This window comes from Pseudoalteromonas prydzensis (assembly GCF_011050055.1).
Taxonomy (GTDB): domain Bacteria; phylum Pseudomonadota; class Gammaproteobacteria; order Enterobacterales; family Alteromonadaceae; genus Pseudoalteromonas; species Pseudoalteromonas prydzensis_A.
Genome location: NZ_DRGM01000206.1, coordinates 1 through 5,004, shown reverse-complemented (window position 1 = coordinate 5,004; position 5,004 = coordinate 1). Strand labels below are relative to the sequence as shown.

The window sequence follows — 5,004 nt, the reverse complement described above, 5'->3', positions numbered from 1 at the left end:
GCTAGGATAAGCCGCAGCTCGTTACCTTTTGTCTTCTCATTTACTCTCATTCACTTCTCTTTGTGCAAAATGATTTTAAGTGATGTATTCACAAAGAGGTTATGAGGCGCTGCGCTTTAGAGCAGTGATATAAAAAGCTGTTAGATTCCAGAAAGTGATTAGGTGCTAGGTATCGTATCCCGCGGACTGGGCGCGATGCTATCTTTAACCCTTCGGCGCTAAAGCGCTCTCCTACACGCCATACTGCTGATGTTTACGGCGACAATATGCTTTCGCGCTAAAGCACGACCTACTGCACAGGCAGCTTAGCAACCAATTAAGCAGGTGTTTATCGTTTATCCGCAAATCAAAGCTTGATGTTTGTAACCCAGAGCTTATTTCTCATTTACTTCTTGTGCTGCTCTGTTAGGTGCTAAAAACACGAAAGCAGGCTATCTTGAATGAAGTGTAGGTAAATAATGGGGGGTGTTATGCTTTATGACTCACAAGAAAAATATGGCGCGGTTTCACGGTTTTTTCATTGGGTGATGGCGGTGCTTATTTTTTGGCAAATGTTAAAGCTATTTGATCGGATTAATGAGGGCGAGCATTGGGTAGGTCAAGTGCTTGTACCTTGGCATATATCGATTGGTGTATTACTGCTGGTACTTATTATTGTGCGCCTTGGCTGGTTTATTTCACAGCGTGAAAATCGACCGCCTGCGGACGAACAGTTGGCTGTTTTTGTAAAAGTAGGGCATGGGCTATTATATTTAGGCATGCTGTTAATGCCTGTGACTGGTCTTGCTTATATGGTCGGTAAAGGCTATGGCTTAACCGTGTTTGGTGTGCAACTAGTTGCAAAAAGTGATGGTATTGCATGGCTTGCCAATATAGGGGGGTTACATCCTTATATTGCATGGACTTTGCTTGTACTTATTGTAGGTCATATAGTGATGGCATTTGTACACCAGTTTATAAAAAAAGATGGTTTATTACAGCGTATGTTAGGCTGAATGAGCTATTTTAGCGAGTTAGGGTGATTTCTGATTGCTATTTATATTACATTTTGAGATATTAATTATAATATAATATTAACAGGAAATAGTAACAGATGACTCTGCCCAGTTCTCAATCTGCAAATGCAATCCGCATGCTTGCTGTCGATGCCGTTCAAAAAGCTAACTCAGGTCACCCTGGCGCCCCGATGGGGATGGCCGATATTGCTGCGGTACTTTGGCAAAACTTTCATCGCCATAACCCATTAAACCCTAATTGGCCGAACCGTGACCGCTTTGTACTGTCAAATGGTCATGGCTCAATGTTGCAGTATGCACTTCTTCACTTAAGTGGTTATGATGTCAGTATTGATGATATTAAACAGTTTCGTCAATTACATTCAAAAACGCCTGGTCATCCAGAGTACGGCTACACACCAGGGGTTGAAACAACAACGGGGCCACTTGGTGCCGGTATTGCCAATGCCGTAGGTATGGCAATTGCTGAAAAAACCTTAGCGGCACAATTTAACAAACCACATTTTGATATTGTTGATCACTTTACTTACTGCTTTTTAGGCGATGGTTGTTTGATGGAAGGTATTTCCCATGAAGCATGTTCATTAGCGGGTACTTTAAAGTTAGGCAAACTCATCGCTTTTTGGGATGACAATGGCATCTCAATTGATGGCGAAGTAGAAGGCTGGTTTACTGACGATACGCCAAAACGTTTTGCAGCATATGGTTGGCAAGTTATTCGTGATGTTGATGGTCATGACATGGCAGCGATTGCCAGTGCGATTGAAGCGGCGCAAGTTAACCCTGAGCAACCTACGCTTATTTGTTGTAAAACGGTGATAGGTTTCGGTTCACCTAATAAATCGGGTAGTCATGATTGTCACGGTTCACCACTGGGTAATGATGAAATTGCTGCGGTTCGTGAGCAACTAAATTGGCCACATCCTGCCTTTGAAATTCCACAAGATGTATACAACGAGTGGAATGGCCAAGCCAAAGGCCAAGATTTAGAAAGCGCATGGCAACAAACGTTTGCCGCGTACAGCAAAGCGCACCCAGAATTAAGTAAAGAGTTTAGCCGTCGCGTAACAGCTAAATCATTACCAAGTAACTTTGCAGAGCTTGCCGATCAGTACATTGCCAAATGCCAAGATGAGATGCAAAACATTGCAACGCGTAAGTCATCACAAAATGCCATTACCTTCTTTGCTGAGCAACTCCCTGAATTAATGGGTGGCTCTGCTGATTTAGCCGGTTCCAACTTAACTTTATGGCCTGATGCCAAAGGCTTACAAGATGACGCTGCCGGTAACTATGTATTTTATGGGGTGCGTGAATTTGGTATGAGCGCTATCATGAATGGTATTGCGCTGCATGGTGGTTTTATCCCATTTGGTGCAACCTTCTTAATGTTTATGGAATACGCGCGTAATGCTGTGCGTATGGCTGCATTGATGAAAGCACACAGTATTTTTGTGTATACCCATGATTCAATTGGTCAAGGTGAAGATGGTCCAACCCATCAACCGATTGAGCAAATTGCCAACCTGCGTATGACGCCTAATATGACTACGTGGCGCCCATGTGATGAGGTTGAAACTGCCGTTGCATGGCGTCAAGCTCTGATCAATGAAGCAGGGCCTAGTGCGTTGATCTTTAGTCGCCAAGGCACTAAAGCAATGCCGCGCGCGAAAGAGCAATTAGCCAATGTTGCAAAAGGTGGTTACACCTTAGTTGAGTGCGCGCAAACACCAGAGCTAATCTTAATGGCGACTGGCTCTGAAGTTGAATTAGCGGTGAATGCGGCAGCTGAACTAACAGCTCAAGGCAAGCAAGTTCGTGTTGTGTCTATGCCATCAACCAATCAGTTTGACTTGCAAGATAAAGCCTACCGCCAAAGTGTATTACCTGCAGGCGTTGCTAAAATTGCCGTAGAAGCTGCACACAGTGATTTCTGGTATAAATACGTTGGCCAAGATGGCGATGTATTAGGCATGACTACTTTTGGTGAGTCAGCACCGGGTGCTGTATTGCTTGAGCATTTTGGTTTTACCGTAGAGAACTTAGTTGCTAAGGCAAATGCGTTACTAAACGATTAAGTAACTCAAGGTTAAGATATTTACCTGAACAAAAAGCCCGCTGATTTAATCAAATCAGCGGGCTTTTTTATGTGTTTAATTTGAGCTCTTGATAAATGATTTATTATCCAGAGCTCAGCTTAGTTAATGATTTAGATTAGCTCGGCTAGAATAGCTTCAAGCTTTTCTTGGTCAATGGCGAATTGACGAATACCTTGGCTTAGTTTTTCAGTCGCCATTGCATCTTGGTTCATTTCCCAGCGAAACGCTTGCTCAGTCATAGGCTCAGGCGCTGCAACCGTTTCAGTGGTAGTCGTTAGCTGGCGCGCTAATGGGGCATCGGTTGCTGCCAGCTCTGACAGTAGCCCTGGGCTGATAGTTAATCTATCACAGCCTGCCAGCAATTGGATTTCGCTGATGTTTCTAAAGCTTGCACCCATAACGATGGTTTTATAATCGTGCTTTTTGAAGAAGTTATAAATATGTGCAACAGACTGTACGCCTGGATCATTAGCACCACTAAAATCGCTATCAGTTTGGTTTGCTTTATACCAATCCAGAATACGACCAACAAAAGGAGAGATTAAATAAGCACCGACTTCAGCACAGGCACGGGCTTGAGCAAAAGCAAACACCAACGTTAAGTTACAACGAATACCTTGTTGCTCGAGTACTTTTGCAGCTTGAATACCTTCCCATGTAGACGCTACTTTGATCAGTACCCGTGAAGTATCGATATCTTGCTCTTTATATAGCGCAACCAACTCAAGCGCTTTATTAATGGTTGCTTGAGTATCAAATGATAAGCGCGCATCTACTTCAGTAGAGACTAAACCAGGCACTTGTGCCATTAAGTTTGCACCAATTAATACTGATAATTTATCTGCAGCTTTGCTGATCACTTGTGCAGTGTCATTGGTTTGTTGCTTAGCCCAAGCAACAGCTTCAACAGCCAGTGGGCGGTATTTTTCAATTTTAATCGCATTGAGCAATAACGATGGATTGGTTGTGGCATCTTGCGGCTTATATTGATCGATCGCTTCAAAATCACCGGTATCAGCAACCACAGTGGTCATGGTTTTTAATTGTTCTAATTGGCTAGACATAGACATCCTATTTTCATCATACAAAATAAATTAACGGCTTTTAGCATTGCTTGTGCCATGGCTTAAGCCCTTTATTACCGCAAAACATTAGTTTAAAGGGCACAGGTGTCACGAATATTTCAGAATTAATCTGTTAATAATATTTTTATAATACCTTTACAACCTGTCATTATTGATATTATCATACAAATAACAGTAATGACTAACATTGTTAGTATCCAATTAGTGAAAGGTATTTATGTCTCGTTATACATTGGGCTTAGATTATGGCTCTGATTCAGTAAGAGCACTGCTTGTTGATGTAACCACAGGTAAAGAGCTGGCTAGCCATTTAGTTAATTATCCGCGTTGGGCACAAGGTTTATACTGTGACCCGAGTAAAGATCAATTTCGCCAGCATCCACAAGACTACATCGATAGTTTGATTGAGGTCGTCAATGGTCTATGGCAACAAGTGCCAGCGGGTACTGCGGATAAAGTTGTTGGTATGAGCTTTGACACCACCGGCTCAACGCCAGTGGCGATTAATAGCCAAGGCACACCTTTAGCGCTGACTGACGAGTTTGCTGAAAATCCAAATGCGATGTTCATTCTTTGGAAAGACCATACGTCGATTAAAGAAGCGAATGAGATCACCACAGCCGCGACCAATAACGAGGTTAATTATCTTTCACATATGGGCGGTATCTATTCATCAGAATGGTACTGGGCTAAAGCACTACATATCTTCAGAGATGACGCCGCTGTAAAAGCTGCAACTTACTCATGGGTAGAGCATTGTGATTGGATGACAGCATTAATGTGTGGCACCACGCACCCTGAAGT

The 5,004-nt window shown here is 42.8% G+C and carries 3 protein-coding genes and 1 pseudogene; 3 read left to right on the top strand and 1 reads right to left on the bottom strand.

Annotation, left to right across the window (positions count from 1 at the left end; translation table 11 throughout):
- Positions 1–470: 470 nt before the first annotated feature.
- Positions 471–995: a cytochrome b gene (locus ENH88_RS21020; RefSeq protein WP_304185318.1), complete on the top strand. Its 525-nt coding sequence runs from the start codon at positions 471–473 to the stop codon at positions 993–995.
- A 98-nt stretch (positions 996–1,093) separates the two neighbouring features.
- On the top strand, positions 1,094–3,094 hold the full coding sequence (gene tkt / locus ENH88_RS21015) for a transketolase (protein ID WP_304185316.1): 2,001 nt from the start codon (positions 1,094–1,096) through the stop codon (positions 3,092–3,094).
- 131 nt (positions 3,095–3,225) lie between these two features.
- Here tkt and tal read toward each other — a convergent pair whose 3' ends face one another.
- A complete protein-coding gene (gene tal / locus ENH88_RS21010; RefSeq protein ID WP_304185315.1) occupies positions 3,226–4,179 on the bottom strand; it encodes a transaldolase in 954 nt (317 codons plus the stop codon).
- 238 nt (positions 4,180–4,417) lie between these two features.
- Between tal and ENH88_RS21005 the strand changes: the two are divergent.
- A pseudogene (locus ENH88_RS21005) lies at positions 4,418–5,004 on the top strand (ribulokinase); the annotation flags it as partial.

Excerpts from the sequence above, each read along its gene's own strand:
- tkt (WP_304185316.1), top strand. The coding sequence starts at position 1,094 with ATGACTCTGCCCAGTTCTCAATCTGCAAATGCAATCCGCATGCTTGCT.
- ENH88_RS21020 (WP_304185318.1), top strand. The coding sequence starts at position 471 with ATGCTTTATGACTCACAAGAAAAATATGGCGCGGTTTCACGGTTTTTT.
- tal (WP_304185315.1), bottom strand. The coding sequence starts at position 4,179 with ATGTCTAGCCAATTAGAACAATTAAAAACCATGACCACTGTGGTTGCT.